Genomic DNA, 19,688 nt, shown 5'->3' on the forward strand with positions numbered 1-19,688 from the left:
GAACCTCCATGCGATTCATGATGCTGATGATCCCGCTCGGCTACGAGACCGCAGCGCCCGACGTTCAGCTCGATCCCGAGCGGGTCGCTGCGATGATGCGCTACAACGAGGTGCTGAACGACGCCGGCGTGCTGATCACGCTCGACGGCCTGCACCCGCCCTCGATGGGCGCGCGCGTCTCGTTTGCGGCCGGCAAGCCCATCGTGACCGATGGCCCGTTCGCCGAGGCCAAGGAGGTCCTGGGCGGGTACTGGATGATCGAGGTTGCATCGCGTGCCGAGGCGATCGCCTGGGCCAGGCGGTGTCCGGCCGCACCGAACGAAATCATCGAGATCCGTCAGGTGCAGGAGATGAGCGACTTTCCGCCTGACGTGCAGGAGGCCGCCGCCGGTTTCGGCGACCTCAAGAAATAGCCGCAGCTTTGTCTATCCATCAGCAAAGGAGAGAACCGATGAGCACCGATACCTATCTCGCCGTTTTCCTCGGCAGCAAGACCAGCTCCAAATGGGCCGCATGGGATGCGATGCCCGAGGCCGAGCGCAAGGCGAAGGAGCAGGAGGGCATGGCGGCCTGGAAGGGCTGGGTCGAAAAGCACCAAGGCGCGATCCAGGCCATGGGCGGGCCGCTCGGCAAGACCAAGAAGGTCGACGGCAAGGGCCTCGCCGACATCGCCAACGAGATGGGCGCCTTCACCGTGGTGCGTGCGGCCTCGCACGAAGCCGCGGCGAAGATGTTCGAAAACCACCCGCACTTCACGATCTTCCCCGGCGAACGCGTCGAGATCATGCCGGTGCTGCCGATCCCTGGCGGCTAGGGCTTCGGCCGCTGCCCCGGACCGGGGAGAATACGGGCTGATCAACCCGTCGCCGCTAGTGACCTTCCTGCCCAGCTCATGTAAAGGTCGTTCACATGAGCTGGCGCAAGGAGACGCGCCGCGCCGAGCGCGGCTATCACCACGGCAATCTGAAGGAAGCCCTGCTGCAGGCCGCCCTTGGATTGATCGCCGAGAAGGGCGCGGCCGGCTTCACCTTTGCCGATGCCGCGCGCATGGCCGGCGTCAGTGCGGCGGCACCGTACCGGCATTTTCGCGACCGTGACGAACTGCTGTCCTCGATCGCGCAGCGCGGTTTCGAGCAGTTCGAATCGCGCCTGACCGCGGCCTGGGACGACGGACGGCCCGACACCGTCACGGCGTTCGAGCGTGTCGGCAGGGCCTATCTCGCCTTCGCCCGCGAGGAGCCCGCGTTCTACAACGCGATGTTCGAATCGGGCGTGCCGGTGGATGTCAATCCGGCGCTACAGGCCGCTAGCGAGCGTGCTTTCAACGTCATTCGTGCCGCGGCGGAGCGGCTTGCCGCGCTGGCGCCGCCGGGCACGCCGCGGCCTCCGGCGATGATGATGGCCCTGCACATCTGGTCGATGGCGCATGGCGTGGCCTCGCTGTTCTCCCGCGGCGATGCCGCGCGTCGAAAGCTGCCGATGTCGCCGGACGAGCTGCTCGAAGCCGAGGTGCTGATTTATCTCCGCGGTCTCGGCTTCCCGACCGATCGCCGTCCTCCGGCGAAAAGCGCCGAGCCGCCGCCGGTGCCACCGGAGGCATCCTCCGGTTCCGGCGTGCCGCCCGGTGGTCCCTGGGGCAAGCCGAAATAAAGTTACCCAAATAATTGCCTCGCCCTGTCAGGCGGTCGGCTTGACAAAATCGCGGGATGATCTACCTATGTAAATGTTATTTACATTCACAACGGCGCTGATGCCGTCATGGAGAGGGAAATGGCCTACACCGCTGATGTCAATCGATGGCGCGGCCCTTCGGACCAACACTACGAGCGCCCCCACATGCTCAACACGCCTTGGCATCCCGGCTGGATCGCCGTGACCATCCTCGGCTTCATCATCTGGTGGCCGATCGGACTTGCCCTTCTCTTTTTCACACTCGGGAGCAGAAGAATGTCGTGCTGGAGCAACCAGGATCGCTGGCAGAACAAGATGGAGCGGATGCAGTACAAGATGGACCGTATGCGCGGCCGCATGGAGCGCCACGGTTTCGGCTTTGGCTTCGGCCCGCCCTCGAGCGGCAACCGCGCCTTTGACGAGTACCGCACCGAGACATTGCAGCGGCTCGAGGAAGAGCAGGTCGAGTTCAAGAACTTCCTCGACCGTCTGCGTCACGCCAAGGACAAGGAAGAGTTCGACCAGTTCATGGCGCAACACAAGACGCGCCCGACCCCGCCGCCGACCGACCAGCAGCAGGGTTGATCTCAAGGTTGATCTCGAGACTGACGCTTCTCAAAGCCGTCAGGCGCATGCCCCCAAAGTCCTGATGGCCCCAAGCCGCCCGCCTGCGCAACCCGCAGGCGGGCGGTTTGTTTTTGGGAATGCGCGGCAGGCCGCCGCGACCGTCTGGAAATGTCCTGGCCTGGAAAGTCTTGGCCTGGAGAGACTTGGTCAGCGCGCCGTGGCGAGCTGCGCGCGAACCGACTCCAGGAAGTGTTCGTAGGCGTAGTCCACGATCTCGTTGAGTGATCGCGTTCGCGCGAACATCGCCTTGGCCTCGGTGAGAAACTCCTCGCGGGTGGGAATCTTCGGCAAATGCAGATGGGTCAGTGCATCGACGCCTTCATGCGCGCGACTGAGGATGTCGTGCAGCGTCGGCAGTTGCAACTGGGCCAAATCGGCTCGGCGTAGCGCCGACGAGATCGCGTGCGCCAGGGTCTGCGCATCGAACCGTCCGGCAAGCTCGCGGGCCGCCCGGTTGATGACGCGTGCGCCGAGCGGCTGCTCGTTGCGCAGCACCTGCTCGGGCGGCGACTTCATGTTCCAGACGATGCCGAACCAGGACAGCACCTTCAGGATGTAATAGGTGATGTCGATCTCCCACCAGCGAAAACCCTGCCGCACGCTGCTCTGGTAGGCGTGATGATTGTTGTGCCAGCCCTCACCGAGGGTGAATAAGGCCAGCAGCCAATTGTTGCGGGAATCATCGCCGGTCACGTACCGCTTGCGTCCATGCACGTGGGCGAGGGAATTGATACAGAAGGTCGCGTGATAGACCAGCACGGTGCTCCACAGGAAGCCGACGACGAGACCGGACCATCCGCCAACCAGGAAGCAGAGCGCAGCCAGCGTCACGGCCGGCAGGAGTTCCAGGCGATGCAGCCACATCAGCTCCGGATAGGCGGCGAAATCGCCGACCTTCACGAGGTCGGTGCCATCGTGCTCCCGGTAAAAAATCCAGCCGAGATGGCTATAGAGGAAGCCTCGGTGACGCGGCGAATGCACGTCGTCCTCGGTATCGGAATGCAGATGATGATGTCGATGCTTGGCCGCCCACCACAAAACGCTTTTTTGCGCGGTGCTTTGCGCAAGCCAGGCCAGGATGAACTGAAACACCCGGCCGGTCGCAAAAGCCCGATGGGAGAAATAGCGGTGGTAGCCCGCTCCGATCGCAAACATGCGCACGACATACAGCGAGGCGCAGATCGCGACGGCCTGCCAGGTAATGCCGGTCCAGATGGCGGCAACGCAGCCGAGATGAACCAGCAGGAACGGCAGGGCGGAGGGATACATGATGTCGTCGTGTTGGTCGTCGGCGGGGGCGTTGGGCGACATGTATTGGCGTGACCTTGGATGACAGAGATTCGAGTTTCGCTTCGGCAGCATTGAGGGCCGCTGTGTACGAAAAACCCGGCGATGGCGGACCACCGCGGGGTCTTGAACGAGGTGCTTGGACAACCCTGGCCCAAGGCGGCCGCACGCGGCAAAGTCAACCTGAGGCCATAGCTTCGACCGCGAACTCGACGGCCTATATATGATCCAGGCCGCTTGGCATGCAAGCTCGTAGCGTCACGGGGTGCGTGGCGCGCGGGCTGCCGACGGTTTATATCCGACAGTGAAAAGGAAGCGTCAAAATACCGCAGGCAGCAACGATGGCGGAAGCGGCGATGACGGCGAGCGAGGCCCTCTGGCAGGAGATCCGCGACGAGGCGCAGCGCGCAGCGGCAGCCGACCCCATATTCGGCAAGGCTCTTGTCGGACTCATCCTCGTCCATGACGATTTTACCGCCGCACTGTCCGATCTGATCGGACGCCGGCTTGGCGACAGCGCGGCCGAACGCGAGCGCTTCACGACGTTTTCCCGCGACGCCTTCCATGGCCAGCCGGATCTGATCGAGGTGGCCGGCTGCGACTTACAAGCCATTGTTCTCCGCGATGCCGCCATCACCGGACTGTTGGCGCCGCTGCTGCATTTCAAGGGCTACGTCGCCTTGCAGGCATGGCGCGTCTCGAACTGGCTCTGGCATCACGACTATCGCGACGCGGCGCTGCTGTTTCAGAACGAGGCCTCCAACGTCCTGCAGGTCAGCATTCATCCGGCGGCGAGCTTGGGATCATCGGTGTATCTCGACCACGCCACCGGCATCGTGATCGGTGCAGATGTGGCGATCGGCGACGACGCCACCATCCTTCAGAACGTCAGCATCGGTCGTGGCACGGAACTGCCGGCGCGCTCGCCTCGCATCGGTCGCGGCGTCTTCATCGGCTCCGGCGCCACAATTCTCGGCAACGTCAGGATCGGCGCTTGTGCGAAGATCGGCGCCGACACCGTCGTGACGAGCGACGTGCCCCCGGGCTGCACCGCAATCGGCAATCCGGCGCGGCTGACCAATTGCCCCGAACCCGCCTCGGCGGCCTGACTCGCCCTCACGTCATCAAGCGACGTACTCCTCGTTCAGGCGGCGCGGCGGCGGCTCTCGCCACCATGATGCGGGGTGACCGGTTCCGAACTGGTCTGGCCCGGCGCGTCCAGCACCGCGACATGATGCCGGTAGACCATTTCCCAGCCTTTCCATCCCGTGAACAGGAGGATGCCGACCACAATCAGCGAGAGCACCACGCCCCACGGTTTGACCGCAGCCTCCGCGCCTTGCGCGTAGCGGAGGTAGAAATTGATCGCAGCCAGCACCACCGCCACGAGATTGCCGATCATGTGATACCAGGCATCGTTGAGGCTGCGGATACGGGCGTCGCTGAAGAAGTCGGTGAATCCTGCCACGGCAGCAACGAGCGCCATGACGATGCCGGCGCCGATCAGCCACATGGCAGCTCTGGCCCAGAAGCCGTCGCCGGTTCCGATGAAGGCGAGATCGGCGATGGGCGCGCCGACCAGGAAGGCGACGGGGAACGGGATGATCATGGGGTGGAGCGGATGATCGCCGATGGCGGCGGTCGTCTTGGGGTTGACGCTCATGGCAAAACCTCGCGAGAAGTGATTTTCCAGACAATTTTTCGGGCGAGGGCTGGTTCCTCCAACGTGATGTCAGCAACAGCCGGGGCCGGCAGCTTGCCAACCGCCTGCGCCCGCTCGCTTTCCGGCAGCCAAATCCGCCCGCGGTAACCCAGCATTAACCATCGCCGGGCTCTGGTAATTGCGGACAATCGCGCCCAAAGCCGGAAGTCTGAGCCTTGGGGGCGGGCCCATAGTTTTGACATCTTGGCAGGGAATGCAGGCGGCTGGCTTTGGAAGAGCCCTGCACCCCAGAAAGACAAGGCTTTGAGCGGGCTTGCCGGCCGCGCCGGTTCTAGCGCGGCTATTGGGGAACCGGCGGCCATTTGCTGGCCGGGACATTAGATCGGGACATCAGGTAACGATCGCCTTGAGAGGATACTGCTTATGAATCCGGCCGACGTGGCTCAGTCAGCCCTTCCGGTTGCCGCTTCCGCGGACGTGTCGCTGATCGCGCTGTTCTGGCAGGCTCACTGGATCGTGAAAGCGGTGATGCTGGGGCTTCTCGCCTGCTCGGTCTGGGTCTGGGCGATCGCCATCGACAAGATCTTCCTGTTTGCCCGCACCCGCCGCTCGATGGACCGTTTCGAGCAGGCTTTCTGGTCCGGCGAGTCAATTGAAGACCTCTATCGCACGCTCTCGGCCAAGCCGACGCATTCCATGGCGGCCTGCTTCGTCGCGGCGATGCGAGAGTGGAAGCGTTCGTTCGAGAGCCAGGCCCGCTCGGTCGCAGGCCTTCAGATGCGCATCGACAAGGTCATGAATGTCTCGATCGCCCGCGAGGTCGAGCGGCTGGAACGCAGGCTACTGGTGCTCGCCACCGTCGGCTCCGCAGGCCCCTTCGTCGGCCTGTTCGGCACCGTCTGGGGCATCATGTCGAGCTTCCAGTCGATCGCGGCGTCGAAAAATACCTCTCTGGCGGTGGTGGCCCCTGGTATCGCGGAGGCGCTGTTTGCGACCGCCGTCGGCCTTATCGCCGCCATTCCTGCCACTATTTTCTACAATAAGTTCACCTCCGAGGTGAACCGGCAGGCCCAGCGCCTCGAAGGCTTCGCCGATGAATTTTCAGCCATCCTGTCGCGCCAGATCGACGAGCGGGGCTGACGGACGGCATGTATAGTGTGAAGGGCAATTTGGGCACCAGACCATGGGCATGAACGTCGCGAGTTCGTCCGGAGGCGGTGGGCGCCGTGGCCGGCGTAGGCCGGTCGTGGCCGAAATCAACGTCACGCCGATGGTGGACGTGATGCTGGTGCTGCTCATCATCTTCATGGTGTCGGCGCCAATGCTGACGGTCGGCGTGCCGCTCGACCTGCCGCAGACCCAGGCCAAGAGCCTCGAAAACAACGACCAGAAGCCGATCCAGATGTCGGTCGACATCAAGGGCAAGGTGTTCATCAACGACGCCGAGATCGCGATCAACGAACTGATCCCCAAGCTGAAGGCGATCACGGACGCGCGCGGCGGGCTCGAGGAGCGCATCTATCTGCGTGCCGACAAGAAGGCGGATTACGGGACGGTGGCCAAGGTCATGGGCCAGTTGTCCGGCGCAGGCTTCAAGAAGCTGGCGCTCGTCACGGAAGCGGATCAGGGGTAGACCGTGAAGGTGAAGGTCGACAAGACACTCGTTGCGTCGATTGCCCTCCACGTCCTCGTGCTGGGATGGGGGCTCGTCACCTTTAGCAGCAGGGCTTTCGTTCCGGCCGAAGAGTCGCTGCCGATCGACATCATCTCCACCGACCAGCTCGCGCAGATGATGTCGGGGCAGAAGACCGGCGACAAGAAAGAGCCGAAGCCGAAGGTCGAGAAGATCGCGGAAGCCAAGCCCGAGGAAGACGCCGTCGGCAAGGTCACCGAGAAGAAAGAGCTGATCAAGACCAACTCGACGCCCGAACCGCCGCCAAAACCCGTCGAGAAGCCGGTCGAGAAGAAGCCCGAGCCGCCCAAGCCCGTCGCCGAGGCGAAGCCCAAAGAAGAACCGAAGCCGCCGGAAAAAAAGCCTGACCCGGCCAAGGAAGATCCGATCGCCGAGCTCCAGAAAAAGCTCGAAACCAAGAAGCCGCCGCCCAAGCCGCCGGAGCAGAAGGTCGCAGCGGTGCAGCCGCAGCAGGTGCCGAAGCCCAAGGAGCGCAGCTTCGATCCCGCGCAGATCCAGCGCGATCTCGACAAGCGCGCGGCGACCCGGCACGAACTCGCCGGCTCGACGCTGAATGCGTCGGCCTCGCTGGGATCGACGAGCGGAACGGCCGCCAACAACATTGCGACCTGGCGGGGGGCGTTCCAAGGGGCGGTGAAGCGCTGCTTCACGCCGACCTATAACGGGCAGGATGCGGATCAATACGAAGCCGACATCGACATTCCCATGAAGATCGACGGATCGCTCGCGTCCGAGCCGATCGTCGTCGCGGTGAGGGGGCCGTCGCGGTCGATCGCACAGGCGGTGGCGGAGAGTGCCAGACGCGCCATCGTGCAGTGTCAGGTCTATTCGTTCATGCCGAAGCAGCAATACGAGAGCTGGAAGCTCATTCCGATGACTTTCGGCCTGAAAGACATGTTGTGACATCCGAACAAAAGAATTTTGCGATGAATGACGTTCGATCGATGAACCGCCGCCGCTTCATGACCCTGACCGGATCGACGCTCGCGATGCTCGGAGGCGGGCAGGCCTTCGCCCAGCAGCCGCAGGGACGGCTCCGTATCGATCCCACGGAGTTTCGGCCGATCCCGATTGCGATCACCAATTTCGTGCCCGGCTCGCCGGCCGACGGCGACGTTGGCAACGGCGTCACTCAGGTCATCACCAACAATCTGAAGCGCTCGGGCCTGTTCGCGCCGGTCGACCAGGCTGCCTTCATCGAGCGCATCAGCAACATCGACGTCGCGCCGCAATTCGAGAACTGGAAAACCCTCAACGCGCAGGCCCTCGTCACCGGCCGCATGACGCGGCAGCCGGACGGGCGCCTCAAGGCCGAATTCCGCTTGTGGGATGTGGTCACCGGCCAGCAGCTCGCCGGCCAGCAATATTTCACCTCGCCGGAATATTGGCGCCGCATCGCCCACATCATCTCCGACCAGATCTATGAGAAGCTGACCGGCGAGAAGGGCTATTTCGACAGCCGCGTCGTGTTCGTCGACGAGACCGGGCCGAAGGAGCGCCGCGTCAAGCGGCTCGCGATGATGGACCAGGACGGCGCCAATGTGCGCTATCTGACCCGCGGCTCCGACCTCGTGCTGACGCCGCGCTTCTCGCCGAACTCGCAAGAGATCACCTACATGGAGTTCGGGCAGGGCGATCCGAAGGTCTACCTGTTCAACATCGAGACCGGCCAGCGCGAGATCGTCGGCAACTTCCCGGGCATGACCTTTGCCCCGAGGTTCTCGCCGGACGGCCAGCGCGTCATCATGAGCCTGCAGCAGGGCGGCAATTCCAACCTGTTCGTGATGGATCTGCGCTCGCGCTCGACCACGCGCCTCACAGACACGCCCGCGATCGACACCTCTCCTTCCTACTCCCCGGACGGCGCCCGCATCTGCTTCGAGTCCGATCGCGGCGGCAGATCGCAGATCTATGTCATGGCCGCGGGCGGCGGAGCGGCGCAGCGCATCTCCTTCTCCAAGGACGACAACAACGCCACCTATTCGACGCCGGTGTGGTCGCCGCGCGGCGATTACATCGCCTTCACCAGGCAAGGTGGCGGGCAGTTCTCGATCGGCGTGATGAAGCCGGACGGCTCCGGCGAACGGCTTCTGACTTCCGGCTACCACAACGAAGGCCCGACCTTCTCGCCGAACGGCCGCGTGTTGATGTTCTTCCGCGATCCGGGCGGCAGCGGCGGGCCGTCGCTGTTCTCGGTCGACATCTCGGGCCGCAACGAGCTGAAGGTGCCGACGCCGGGCTTCGCCTCCGACCCCGCATGGTCGCCGCTATTGTCCTCGACATCGGGCTAGCCGCCCGTCCTCGATGCGCAATGATTTGACCGCGCGCCTTTTTCGAAAACTTGGCGCGATGTTTCCCCGCGATAATTGTTCTTTAAGGTTGCACTCGGCAAACTTTTCCCATGGGTTTGTTTCTATTGATCTATTTCGACTGTTGCTCGTTCAAAACAACTCGACTTTAACGATATTCCCTCAGAAAGACTTCATACCGGATCGGTAAAACTGCGCTCCAGACAGGACGCGCGTAAACACCAGATGCAGTTTGCAAGTCAGAGCGGAGAGCCGGAACAGCGGCCGCCGAAAACTTCGGCGGCGCAAATCGATTCGCTGTTCGAAGCGCCTGGTCCGCTGCTGGCAGGACTCATTTTCGTGTCGATCGGTGCGGCCCTGACCGCGCTGAGGACGGGCGAGCCGCTGATCTGGGCGTGCGTCGCACTTCTTGTCCTGGCGGGGACTGCGCGGGCGATCGACCTGCGCCTCTATCAGGCACGTCAGTCGGTCATGACCATCGAGGCGGCAGCACGCTGGCAGAAGCGCTATCAGATCGGGGCAAAGATCCAGGCGGCTGCGATCGGCATCTGGTGCGCCACCGCCCTGCTGGCCACCGACGACGCTGTGGCCCACATGATCGCCTTATCGGTCACCACCGGAATCGCGGCGGGCGGCGCGGGCAGGGCATATGGCCGGCCTGCGATCTTCCACCTCCAGGCCGTGCTGATTTTCGGTCCGGCCGTGCTTGCCTTGGCACTGCGTGGAACGCCCTACTACATCGCGATGGCGCTGGTCAGCGCCGCGTTCCTGATGGCGATCATGCAGCTCTCGGTGAATCTGCACCGAATCTTCATGGGAGCGGTCGTGGCACGGGAGCGTGAAGCCGCGCTCGCCGGCCAGTTCGATACGGCGCTGAACAACATGCCGCACGGCCTCTGCATGTTCCGCGTCGACGGACAGCTGGCGGTCATGAACCACCGCTTCGGCGCAATGATGAATCTGCCGGAAGGTCTGGCGCAACGCGGCGTCAACGCGCGTGACATCGTCGCGGCGTGCGTCAGCGCCGGGTCCATCTCGGCTGGGAGCGGCGAGCGGATCGTCACGGACATCGAGAGTTCGCAAGCCAAGGAGATCATCACCGCCGATCCCGATACGCAGCGAAACAGGTCGTTGTCCTGGACTGTCCAGCCGATGGCTGACGGTGGCGCGGTGGTGCTGGTCGAGGACATTACCGACCGTCGCAGCGCCGAGGCCAAGATTACGCATCTGGCGCGCTACGACGACCTCACCGCGCTTCCCAACCGCGTTCATTTCCGCGACGAGATCGAAAGGCTGCTGGCGATCTCGCACGACGCCGAGCGCCTGTCCGCGCTGCTGTTCGTCGACCTCGACCAGTTCAAGCAGGTCAACGACACGCTCGGCCATCCCTGCGGCGACCAGCTGCTGTGCGCGGTCGCCAACCGTCTGCGCGAGATGCTGCGCCCCGAGGATTTCGTCGCCCGCTTCGGCGGTGACGAATTCGTCGTGTTCCAGGAGAACATCTCCTCGCCCGAGGACGCCGCTGCGCTGGCGCGCCGGATCGTCGAGCGGCTGAGCGAGCGCTACCGCATCGACAATCATCTGGTCGAGATCGGCGCCAGCGTCGGCATCGCGTTGACCGCGCCGGAGGGCGTCAGCGCGGACACGCTGCTCAAGAACGCCGATATGGCGCTGTACCGGGCCAAGGCCGACGGTCGCGGCACATTCTGCTTCTTCCGCGACGAGATGGCGGCGACCGTCGAGGCGCGCCGCATCCTCGAGCTCGATCTGCGCAAGGCGCTCGCCAATGAGGAGTTCGAGCTGTTCTACCAGCCGCTGGTCAATCTGAAGTCCGGCAAGATCACGACGTGCGAGGCGCTGCTGCGCTGGAATCATCCGGTGCGCGGCACGGTCTCGCCGGTCGACATCATCCCGGTCGCCGAGGACATGGGGCTGATCGTCGATCTCGGCCGCTGGATCCTGCGCCGCGCCTGCATGGAATGCATGAAATGGCCGGAGGGCGTCAGCGTCGCCGTCAACTTCTCGCCGCAGCAATTCCACCAGCGCGACGTCTTGAGCGAAATCCGCTACGCGCTCGAGGTTTCGGGGCTGCCGGCGCATCGGCTGGAGATCGAGATCACCGAATCCTCGCTGTTGCGCAACACCCAGCTCACGCACGACATCCTGTCGCAATTGCATGCGATCGGCGTGGGCATTTCGCTGGATGATTTCGGTACCGGCTATTCGAGCCTCAGCTACCTGCACAATTTCCCGATGCAGAAGGTGAAGATCGACCGCTCCTTCCTCGAAGGCATCGATGCCGACCGGCCGCTGACGCTGCTGCGCGGGGTGGCGCGGCTGTCGGCCGATCTCGGCATGGCCGTCGTGGTCGAGGGCATCGAGACCAATGATCAGCTCGAGCTGATCAGCGCCGACGGCACCGTGACCGAAGGGCAGGGCTATCTGTTCAGCCGGCCGGTGCCGGCAGTCCGGATTCGCCAATTGCTCAATGCCTCGCATGGCCGTCGCGGGGCTGAGGACCAGATCGTCATGGTGTCCTCGCGATCGATCGCCTGATCTTTCGCTGCCCCACTTCTTCAACGCCCTCGGCTCTCGTTCGCGCCCCGTGTTTTTGCGGGCCGCAAGGTTAACCCTAACGTTTCTAAGCCTTTGCAATTCCGTTAATGAACCATTAATCTCGTCACACTCGCAGAAGTTGCTTTGGAGTGTAGGGGTACTGGATGACGTCTGGGGCTGAACCGCAAACGGTGCTCCTTCCGCGGGGAGCCGCTCTGTTTGACCGCATCGATTACCGCCTGATCGAAACTCCTGAGGACCGCGACAACCTCTATCTGATGCGGTACCGGGCCTATCTGCACGCCGGACTGATCGAGCCGTCGGAGTCGCGGCGCGTGACCGATCGCTTCGACGATGCGCCCAACACCTGGAATTTCGGGGTCTATGTCGATGGAGAGCTCTGCAGCTCCGTTCGCATTCACGTCCTGACGTCCGACTGGCGAATGTCCTACACGACCGAAGTGTTTGGCGACGTCCTGCATCCCCGGCTCGACCGCGGCGAAGTCCTCATCGATCCGTGCCGGTTTGTTGCCGATCCCGAAAAGCACCAGCGTTTTCCGGAGCTACCCTATCTGACGGTGCGGCTGGCTTTTGTGGCTTGCGATCATTTCAACGCCGACACCGGGCTGGCCATGATCCGGACCGATCATCAGGCGTTCTATCGTCGCATCTTCCTGCACGAGACCATTTCACCGGAGCCGCGCGGGTTTCCGGGCTGGCCCACCAAGAAGGCCGTGCTGATGGCGTCCGATTTCCGCAACCAGCGGGAAAAGGTCCTGACGCGCTTTCCGATCATGCGCTCCAGCGCTTTTGAGCGGCGCATGTTGTTTCAACGCAGCGGCCCGCGCCAGGCGGCCCCGCGCCCGGTGTCGCTGGCGACGCAGCGGACCCCGGACGTAGCCGCCTCGGCAACGGGTTCTGCCCGCTAGGCGCTAGGGTCTCCACACGACGAGCCTAAAATTCCAGCAAAGCCCGCGGTTTTTGCCGGTCGGCGCGGCTTGCCTTCACCATCGCGCCACATTTACAACCCATTAACCATGACGGTTGCTTTTCGCTGGTTGGGGGCATTTGACCGGCTGTGGCAAGGTTCCATCAAGGTTGACGGAACGTTCGCTTAACCAACCCCCTGTAGACCGGACAGCAGTGGACGAAACGTGAGCGTGGAGGCTCCGGAATGAAACATCCTATGCGCATCCTCCAGGGATTGAAGCTGGCCGCGGTGCTTGCCGTCGCGCTGTCGATGGGGGCCTGTGCCAACAAGAACGCTGCCACGGATGCGATGGCCAACGCGGCGACGCCGGGCAGCCAGCAAGACTTCGTCGTCAATGTCGGCGACCGCGTGTTCTTCGAAAGCGACCAGACCGATCTGACCCCGCAGGCGATCGTGACCCTGGAGAAGCAGGCGCAGTGGCTCCAGAGCTATCCGCGCTACAGCTTCACCGTCGAAGGTCATGCCGACGAACGCGGCACCCGCGAATACAATATCGCGCTCGGCGCCCGCCGTGCCCAGTCGGTCCGTTCGTTCCTCGCCTCGCGCGGCATCGATCCGAACCGCATGCGAACGATCTCGTACGGCAAGGAGCGGCCGGTGGCCGTTTGCAACGACATCTCCTGCTGGTCGCAGAACCGCCGCGCCGTCACCGTGCTGAACGCGAGCTCCTGACGATCGGTCAGGCGCCGTTCATCTTCAGAAACCGATTATGCCGGCGCCCTCTCGGGCGCCGGTTTCGTTTCAGCGATCTGTGACGGAAACCCGTTTGTTACAGTCACAGTTTTGGCGTACTCCCCTTCAATGTGTGGCGCGTCGAATGTTCGGTCGCAGGCCATTTCGCTTTCGTCGTCAGGGCAAGATGTCATCCAGATTTAAGGTTTTCACCGGCACCGTGGCGATCGCCGCGCTGCTCTCTTTGTGCTCGCCCGCCCTCGCACAATCGGACGATGCAGATCCCGAGATGCGGATCGAGCGGCTGGAGAATCAGCTGCGCCAGCTCACCGGCCAGAACGAAGAGCTGCAATATCGCAACCGCCAGCTCGAAGAGCGGCTGCGAGCGCTCGAGGGCGGCGCGCAAGCTGCACCCGGCCAGGCGCCGGTCCAGCCCAATGTCGCGGCCATGCCGCCCGCGCAAGCCGCGCCGGCCTATCGCCAGCCGCCGCACCAGCAAGCGGCCCAGCCGAATTACGAGCAGCCGCAGATCGCCTCTCCGGCGCCGATCGTTCAGGAGCAGCCTGCGCCCGGCGCGCCGGGCACGCGCCGCCGCGGCGATGCCTTCGACCCGAACCAGAGCCCGAATGCGCCGGGTGCGCCACGCGCGCTCGGCGGCGGGCAGCAACCGATGCCCGCCGGTGCCCCGAGCGGCGCGCCCGGCGGCCGTGGCGCCGGCGAACCGCTCGATCTCGCCAATAGCGGCCCCCGCTATCCGCAGGCGGCCGCGCCCCAGGCTGCGCAGCCCGGCTATCCGCCGGCCCCATCCGGCTCTCCCGCGCCGGCAGGCGCCCCGGCGCTGACGACCCTGCCGCCCTCGGCAACGCCGCGCGACGAATTCGATCTCGGCATCGGCTACATGCAGCGCAAGGACTATGCGCTGGCCGAGCAGACCATGAAGAATTTCTCGCAGAAATATCCGAGCGACCCGCTGCTCGGCGACGCCCAATACTGGCTCGGCGAGAGCTATTTCCAGCGCCAGCAATATCGCGACTCCGCGGAAGCCTTCCTCGCCGTCACCACCAAATACGACAAATCCGCCAAGGCGCCGGACGCCCTGCTGCGGCTCGGCCAGTCGCTGGCGGCGCTGAAGGAGAAGGAGGCCGCATGCGCCGCCTTCGGCGAAGTCGGCCGCAAATATCCGCGCGCTTCGGCCGGCGTCAAAGCCGCGGTCGACCGCGAGCAGAAGCGGGTGAAGTGCTGACCCGCGGCGATTGATCCTGACAAGATTGATGGCGCTGCGCTAAACATTCGGTCCATCCGCGGACGATTGCAGCGTCATGTCAGACGACGACAATTCACCGATCTCGGCGCGTGAGGCCAAGCGCCTCTTCGCAGGCCTGAAAGGCGCGCGGGGACTGTTGCTCGCGGTCTCCGGCGGGCCCGACTCGGTGGCGCTGATGTGGCTTGCGGCGCGCTGGCATCGCAGCCTCGCACACGGCCCGCGTCTCACCGTCGTCACCATCGACCACGGCTTGCGGCCGGAGGCGGCGCGCGAGGCGCGCGAGGTCAAGCATCTCGCGACCGGGCTTGGCTTGCCGCACCGGACCGTGCGCTGGCGCGGCGCCAAGCCGAAAACGGGACTGCCGGCCGCCGCGCGCGAAGCCCGCTACCGCCTGCTGGTGCAGGCCGCACGTGTCGCCGGCGCGAGCCACGTGCTGACCGCCCACACCCGAGACGACCAGGCCGAGACCCTGTTGATGCGTCTTCTCCGCGGCAGCGGATTAGCCGGGCTGTCGGCGATGGCCCGTCTCACCGAGCGCGACGGCGTCATCCTTGCGCGTCCACTGCTCGACGTTCCGAAGTCGCAGCTGATCGCGACCTTGAAGCGGGCGAAGATCGGCTTTGCCGACGATCCCACCAACCACGACGCTGCCTTCACCCGGCCGCGGCTGCGTGCGCTGCTGCCGCAGCTCGCGGGGGAGGGCGGTGATGCCCGCAGCCTGGCTCGGCTCGCGGCAAGGCTGGCGCGCGCCAATGCGGCCGTCGAGGTGCTGACCGATGGAGCCGAGCGCTTCCTCCGTTTGCGGGATCGCGGCGATGCGCCGCAGGCCGGCGTTCGAAGCTTCGAGGCCCCCGTGTTTGCCGCCCTGCCGGAGGAGGTCCGGCTGCGGATCCTGCTGCGGGCCATCAACGCGTTCGGGCATGAGGGACCAGCGGAACTCGGCAAGGTCGAATCTCTCCTGGCCGTGCTCGATCAGGCCATGGCGGCGGGAAGTACGGCTGCAAATGGCCGGCCGGTGGTGAAGCAGACCCTTGCGGGAGCCTTGATCAGCCTTGCCGGGGGGCGTATCCACATCGCGCCGGCGCCGGCGCGGCGGCGCAAGGGGAGCTAAGCCGCGGACCATGACACCAGCCGTTTCGGCGGCGCGACGTCAGGTCACCTTAACCAGGCGGGAAAAACCCCTGTCCGGGCGCCATTATTTCAGCGGGAATCGCTCTAAGATGGGATAAATAGTCCCATCTCGTTCCCTTGGCAGCGACCGGGGCGGCACCTAAATTGTAATGCGTCTAACCGAGAGGATTCCTTGGGATTTCCTCGTACGGCTTAAAGTAACTGCCCGAGGATCAGGCCGCGATCCGCGCGACCACGAAGGAAGATCGATGAACGCCAATCTGCGCAATTTCGCCCTCTGGGTCATCATTGTCCTGCTGCTGTTGGCGTTGTTCACGCTCTTCCAGAATCCGGGTCAGCGCGCCTCCTCGCAGGACATCGCCTTCTCCCAGCTCTTGAGCGAGGTTGATCGCGGCAATGTGCGCGACGTCGTGATCCAGGGGCCGGACATTCACGGCACCTTCACCAACGGCTCGAGCTTCCAGACCTATGCGCCGAGCGATCCGACGCTCGTGAAGCGCCTCTATGACAGCAAGGTGCAGATCACCGCGAAGCCGCCCGGCGACAACGTGCCGTGGTTCGTCTCGCTGCTGGTCTCCTGGCTGCCCTTCATCGCGCTGATCGGCGTGTGGATCTTCCTGTCGCGGCAGATGCAGGGCGGCGCCGGCAAGGCGATGGGCTTCGGCAAGTCGCGCGCAAAAATGCTGACTGAAGCGCATGGCCGCGTCACCTTCGAGGACGTCGCGGGCGTCGACGAGGCCAAGCAGGACCTGCAGGAGATCGTCGAATTCCTGCGCGACCCCGGCAAATTCCAGCGCCTCGGCGGCCGCATTCCGCGCGGCGTGCTGCTGGTCGGCCCTCCCGGCACCGGCAAGACCCTGATCGCGCGTGCGGTCGCGGGCGAAGCCAACGTGCCGTTCTTCACCATTTCGGGTTCTGACTTCGTCGAGATGTTCGTCGGCGTTGGCGCTTCCCGCGTCCGCGACATGTTCGAGCAGGCCAAAAAGAACGCGCCCTGCATCATCTTCATCGACGAAATCGACGCCGTCGGTCGTCACCGTGGCGCCGGCCTCGGCGGCGGCAATGACGAGCGCGAGCAGACGCTGAACCAGTTGCTGGTCGAGATGGACGGCTTCGAGGCCAACGAGGGCGTGATCCTGATCGCCGCGACCAACCGTCCCGACGTGCTCGACCCCGCGCTGCTGCGTCCCGGCCGCTTCGACCGTCAGGTCGTGGTGCCCAACCCGGACGTCGTCGGCCGCGAGCAGATCCTCAAGGTCCACGTCCGCAAGGTGCCGCTGGCGCCGGATATCAACCTCAAGACCATCGCGCGCGGCACCCCGGGCTTCTCTGGCGCCGACCTGATGAACCTCGTCAACGAAGCTGCGCTCACCGCCGCCCGCCGCAACAAGCGGATGGTGACCCAGGCCGAGTTCGAGGAAGCCAAGGACAAGGTGATGATGGGCGCCGAGCGCAAGTCGCTCGTCATGACCGAGGAAGAGAAGCTTCTGACGGCCTATCACGAGGGCGGCCACGCCATCGTCGGCCTCAACGTCGTTGCGACCGATCCGATCCACAAGGCGACCATCATTCCGCGCGGTCGTGCGCTGGGTATGGTCATGCAGCTGCCCGAGCGCGACAAGCTGTCGATGTCGCTCGAACAGATGACATCGCGCCTTGCCATCATGATGGGTGGCCGCGTCGCCGAAGAGCTGATCTTCGGCCGCGAGAAGGTGACTTCGGGTGCGTCGTCGGACATCGAGCAGGCGACGCGTCTTGCGCGCATGATGGTGACGCGCTGGGGCCTGTCCGAGGCGCTCGGCACCGTGTCCTACGGCGAGAACCAGGACGAGGTTTTCCTGGGCATGTCGGTGTCGCGCACCCAGAACGCATCGGAAGCGACGGTTCAGAAGATCGACACCGAGATCCGGCGCTTCGTCGAAGAAGGCTATAACGAGGCAACGCGTATTCTCACCGAGAAGCGCGCCGATCTTGAAGCTCTCGCCAAGGGCCTGCTCGAATTCGAGACGCTCTCCGGCGACGAGATCATCGACCTGCTCAAGGGCAAGAAGCCGAACCGCGAATCCGTGCTCGAGCCGACCACCCCGCGCGCCTCGGCCGTGCCGCCGGCCGGCAAGTCGCGCCCGCGACCCGATCCGGATCCCGGCCTGGAGCCGCAGCCGCAGGCGTAACCGCGCACGGCAGATTGAATTGAAAAACGCGGCGGAAACGCCGCGTTTTTTGTTGCGTGGTGCTTTTCGAACGTGGGCAACTGAGCATCTCGCGACGAACAGGTATGTGCGCAAAGCCGCCCTTGCGCAGTGCCGACCATCTATGGGCGCCGCCATTGGTGGCACCCTTACCTTTACTCGCTCTCCGACCCCGCGACTCATCGCGATTGGAGTCTGCGATGAAGTCGTGGCATGCTCTTCCCAATTAAGGCGCGGCTCGACCGCGCAGACAAAGGGGAGGGCAAGCCGATGCGCTTTGCGAGGACATTGGGCGCGCTTGGCGCCGTTTCGTTCCTGATAGTCTCATTCCCGTCCGCTCCATCCGCCGCCGCCGAAATGCGCGGCGTCACCGCGACCGAGATCAAGATCGGCCAGACCATGCCCTACAGCGGGCCGGTGTCGGCCTTCGGGGCGCTCGGCAAGGGCGAGGTCGGCTATTTCAAGATGCTGAACGAGAAGGGCGGCATCAACGGCCGCAAGGTCAATCTGATCTCGTTCGACGACAGCTATGCGCCGCCGAAATCAGTCGAGCAGACCCGCAGGCTGGTGGAGAGCGACGAGGTCGCGCTGATCTTCTCCTCGATCGGTACCGCCCACAACACGGCGATCGCGAAATACCTCCAGTCCAGGAACGTGCCGCAGCTCTTCATCGGCTCCGGCGCCTCGAAATTCGCCGACGTCGCACAATATCCGCAGGCAACGATGGGCGTGCAGGCGCCGTTCCGCTACGAAGCGCGGCTCTATGCGCGTTACGCGCTGGCGAAGAATCCGAACGCGAAGTTCGCCGTTATCTCGCAGAACGACGATTACGGCCGCGATTATCTCGCCGGGCTGAAGGACGTGCTCGGCGAGAAATACGATACAGTGGTCACCGGCGCGACCTACGAGATCCAGGACCCGACCATCGATTCCCAGATCGTGAAGCTCAAGGCCTCGGGCGCCGATGTATTCGTGATCGCGGCGACGCCGAAATTCGCGGCGCAAGCGATCCGCAAATCCTTCGAGATTGGCTGGCGGCCGATGACGTTCCTATCCAATGTTGCGGTGTGGGTTTCGACGGTGATGGAGCCTGCGGGACTGGAAGCCGGCACCGGCATCCTCTCCACCGCTTACGTGAAGGACCCCGACGATCCCGCCTGGAAGGACGATTCCGGCGTCAGGGGCTGGCGCGAGTTCATGACCAAATATTTGCCGGAGGCCGACCAGCACGACACCAATTATGTCAACGCCTACAACAGTGCGATGGCGCTGGAGGCTGTGCTGAAAGCCTGCGGCAATGATCTGTCGACCGAGAACATCCTCAAGCAGGCTTTTGCAATTCGCGATCTCGAATTGCCGATGCTGCTGCCCGGCATCAAGGTCAACACCGGCACGACCGACCATGTCCCGGTCGACCAGATGCAGTTCATGCGCTTCAACGGCAAGAGCTGGGATAGATTCGGCGAACTGCAGACGGGCAATTGATGATTAATGAGGGATCGGCTTTTTGATCGGGCCGATGCGAGTCCAGAACTGAGATCATCTCTCCCTACCGATAAGTCCGATCTGCCCGCGAATGCATGTCCTGTCCGCTACTCATCACTTCGGCGTCCCCATCGCCAGCCGCAGATTGGA

18 protein-coding genes are annotated in these 19,688 nt (G+C 64.1%); 16 read left to right on the plus strand and 2 right to left on the minus strand.

What is annotated here, in order from left to right; all coding sequences use genetic code 11:
- Positions 1-8 precede the first annotated feature (8 nt).
- The 4 genes from ABIB80_RS07865 (at position 9) to ABIB80_RS07880 (ending at position 2,256) form a co-directional block, all read left to right on the plus strand.
- On the plus strand, positions 9-413 hold the full coding sequence (locus ABIB80_RS07865; RefSeq protein WP_007596329.1) for a YciI family protein: 405 nt from the start codon (positions 9-11) through the stop codon (positions 411-413).
- 38 nt (positions 414-451) lie between these two features.
- Entirely contained in the window at positions 452-814 is a 363-nt protein-coding gene (locus ABIB80_RS07870; RefSeq protein ID WP_007596326.1) for a YciI family protein, read from the plus strand.
- Positions 815-909: 95 nt separating this feature from the next.
- The gene (locus ABIB80_RS07875; protein ID WP_007596325.1) at positions 910-1,650 is read left to right on the plus strand and encodes a TetR/AcrR family transcriptional regulator; all 741 of its coding nucleotides are present in this window, start codon (positions 910-912) and stop codon (positions 1,648-1,650) included.
- A gap of 120 nt (positions 1,651-1,770) precedes the next feature.
- Positions 1,771-2,256, plus strand: a complete 486-nt coding sequence (locus ABIB80_RS07880; protein ID WP_007596323.1) for a DUF2852 domain-containing protein — start codon at positions 1,771-1,773, stop codon at positions 2,254-2,256.
- Between the two features lie 189 nt (positions 2,257-2,445).
- Here the strand turns inward: ABIB80_RS07880 and ABIB80_RS07885 are convergent, their stop codons facing one another.
- Positions 2,446-3,609: an acyl-CoA desaturase gene (locus ABIB80_RS07885; RefSeq protein ID WP_007596322.1), complete on the minus strand. Its 1,164-nt coding sequence runs from the start codon at positions 3,607-3,609 to the stop codon at positions 2,446-2,448.
- Between the two features lie 317 nt (positions 3,610-3,926).
- Between ABIB80_RS07885 and ABIB80_RS07890 the strand changes: the two genes are divergently transcribed.
- Positions 3,927-4,694 (plus strand): serine acetyltransferase domain-containing protein, encoded by a 768-nt coding sequence (locus ABIB80_RS07890; protein WP_007596321.1) that lies wholly within the window; start codon positions 3,927-3,929, stop codon positions 4,692-4,694.
- A 35-nt stretch (positions 4,695-4,729) separates the two neighbouring features.
- Here ABIB80_RS07890 and ABIB80_RS07895 read toward each other — a convergent pair whose 3' ends face one another.
- On the minus strand, positions 4,730-5,248 hold the full coding sequence (locus ABIB80_RS07895; protein ID WP_007596320.1) for a DUF2231 domain-containing protein: 519 nt from the start codon (positions 5,246-5,248) through the stop codon (positions 4,730-4,732).
- Between the two features lie 423 nt (positions 5,249-5,671).
- On the opposite strand from ABIB80_RS07895, the gene tolQ reads away from it, so the two are divergent.
- The 11 genes from tolQ (at position 5,672) to ABIB80_RS07950 (ending at position 19,538) form a co-directional block, all read left to right on the plus strand.
- On the plus strand, positions 5,672-6,388 hold the full coding sequence (gene tolQ / locus ABIB80_RS07900) for a protein TolQ (protein ID WP_007596319.1): 717 nt from the start codon (positions 5,672-5,674) through the stop codon (positions 6,386-6,388).
- 43 nt (positions 6,389-6,431) lie between these two features.
- Positions 6,432-6,881 carry a protein TolR gene (gene tolR, locus ABIB80_RS07905; protein ID WP_007596316.1) on the plus strand — a complete coding sequence of 150 codons (450 nt, stop codon included), beginning with the start codon at positions 6,432-6,434 and terminating at the stop codon, positions 6,879-6,881.
- 3 nt (positions 6,882-6,884) lie between these two features.
- Positions 6,885-7,844: a cell envelope integrity protein TolA gene (gene tolA / locus ABIB80_RS07910; protein WP_007596315.1), complete on the plus strand. Its 960-nt coding sequence runs from the start codon at positions 6,885-6,887 to the stop codon at positions 7,842-7,844.
- A 41-nt stretch (positions 7,845-7,885) separates the two neighbouring features.
- Positions 7,886-9,232 carry a Tol-Pal system beta propeller repeat protein TolB gene (gene tolB, locus ABIB80_RS07915; protein ID WP_007596313.1) on the plus strand — a complete coding sequence of 449 codons (1,347 nt, stop codon included), beginning with the start codon at positions 7,886-7,888 and terminating at the stop codon, positions 9,230-9,232.
- Positions 9,233-9,475: 243 nt separating this feature from the next.
- Positions 9,476-11,806, plus strand: a complete 2,331-nt coding sequence (locus ABIB80_RS07920; protein ID WP_007596307.1) for a putative bifunctional diguanylate cyclase/phosphodiesterase — start codon at positions 9,476-9,478, stop codon at positions 11,804-11,806.
- Between the two features lie 164 nt (positions 11,807-11,970).
- Positions 11,971-12,735, plus strand: a complete 765-nt coding sequence (locus ABIB80_RS07925; protein WP_007596306.1) for an N-acyl amino acid synthase FeeM domain-containing protein — start codon at positions 11,971-11,973, stop codon at positions 12,733-12,735.
- A gap of 245 nt (positions 12,736-12,980) precedes the next feature.
- Complete coding sequence (pal, locus tag ABIB80_RS07930; protein WP_007596304.1) at positions 12,981-13,469, plus strand: peptidoglycan-associated lipoprotein Pal; 489 nt, start codon at positions 12,981-12,983, stop codon at positions 13,467-13,469.
- Between the two features lie 187 nt (positions 13,470-13,656).
- Positions 13,657-14,712, plus strand: coding sequence for a tol-pal system protein YbgF (ybgF, locus tag ABIB80_RS07935; RefSeq protein ID WP_007596303.1), 1,056 nt, complete (start codon positions 13,657-13,659; stop codon positions 14,710-14,712).
- Positions 14,713-14,788: 76 nt separating this feature from the next.
- The gene (gene tilS / locus ABIB80_RS07940; protein ID WP_007596302.1) at positions 14,789-15,844 is read left to right on the plus strand and encodes a tRNA lysidine(34) synthetase TilS; all 1,056 of its coding nucleotides are present in this window, start codon (positions 14,789-14,791) and stop codon (positions 15,842-15,844) included.
- Between the two features lie 268 nt (positions 15,845-16,112).
- Positions 16,113-18,035, plus strand: a complete 1,923-nt coding sequence (ftsH, locus tag ABIB80_RS07945; RefSeq protein ID WP_007596301.1) for an ATP-dependent zinc metalloprotease FtsH — start codon at positions 16,113-16,115, stop codon at positions 18,033-18,035.
- Between the two features lie 288 nt (positions 18,036-18,323).
- Entirely contained in the window at positions 18,324-19,538 is a 1,215-nt protein-coding gene (locus tag ABIB80_RS07950; RefSeq protein ID WP_007596300.1) for an ABC transporter substrate-binding protein, read from the plus strand.
- Positions 19,539-19,688 lie beyond the last annotated feature (150 nt).

Origin of the sequence: Bradyrhizobium sp. i1.15.2 (assembly GCF_040548425.1) — a bacterium.
Classification (GTDB): Bacteria; Pseudomonadota; Alphaproteobacteria; order Rhizobiales; family Xanthobacteraceae; genus Bradyrhizobium; species Bradyrhizobium canariense.